Below are 905 nucleotides of genomic sequence, written 5' to 3' on the forward strand. Positions count from 1 at the left end.
TTCCAAACTAGGTTGTGTTGATCTTTCATTTGAGCCAAAAGAGAGCACTGACGAGATAGAGAAAACTCAAGAAGTTCCTGGCCAATTTGTCAAAACGAGAAAATAGATGCCGATACTGCTTTAACTTATGAAAAAAGCATTCGATTAAATGCCTCTCTTGATACAGATGCTTGATACAGATGCTTGTCATAATGCCGCTGCGTCTTTCTATTCCTTTTAGGCGGAATAACCGCTTGAGCTTCCCCTATCTTCTCAATCAACTTATCCGCATCATATCCTTTATCCCCAATTACTTTGGTATCCTTTCTCTGCCAGCCCTCTATCAATTCTTCCCCTTGAGTAATATCGCTCTTTTCCCCGCCAGTTATTCTCAATTCCAGCGGATTTCCCAACCCATCTACACTCACATGAATCTTGGTGCTGTATCCGCCTCGGCTTCTCCCCAAAGCTTGCTCCCCTTTTTTCCGGCAGCACAGGAGTGCGCTCGAACCATGGTTGAATCAATAATGAGATGCTCTAAATCAGGGTCGTCAATAAAATACTTGAACATCCGTTCCCACACTCCAAAACGACTCCACCGGTGGAATCTTTGATAGATGGTGTACCATTTGCCATATCCTTCTGGGAGGTAGCGCCAAGGAGCACCGGAACGGGCTATCCAAAGAACTGCTTCAATAAACTGTTTGCAGTTTGCTTCTTTCCCAATGTTAACTCTCTCTTCTGTCTGTAAAAAAGCCAATATCTTCTGCCATTTGTTTTCATCTAAAAAAACCAACTTCATCCTCTTTCCTCTATAAATTATTCCCTCTATCCTAACATAAGATCAACACGACCTACGGGGGTGAGGCTGGATTCCATTACGTGATCGAGCTGCTCTGGGATGCCTGTAGCGGCTTGCTGGAATC

At 43.9% G+C, this 905-nt stretch carries 1 pseudogene; it reads right to left on the reverse strand.

Annotated elements, in window-relative coordinates:
* Positions 1 to 25 precede the first annotated feature (25 nt).
* A pseudogene (locus NW837_RS07545) lies at positions 26 to 781 on the reverse strand (IS5-like element ISSoc13 family transposase).
* Positions 782 to 905: the final 124 nt, after the last annotated feature.

Origin of the sequence: Synechococcus sp. R6-10, assembly GCF_047461815.1 — a bacterium.
Classification (GTDB): Bacteria; Cyanobacteriota; Cyanobacteriia; order Thermostichales; family Thermostichaceae; genus Thermostichus.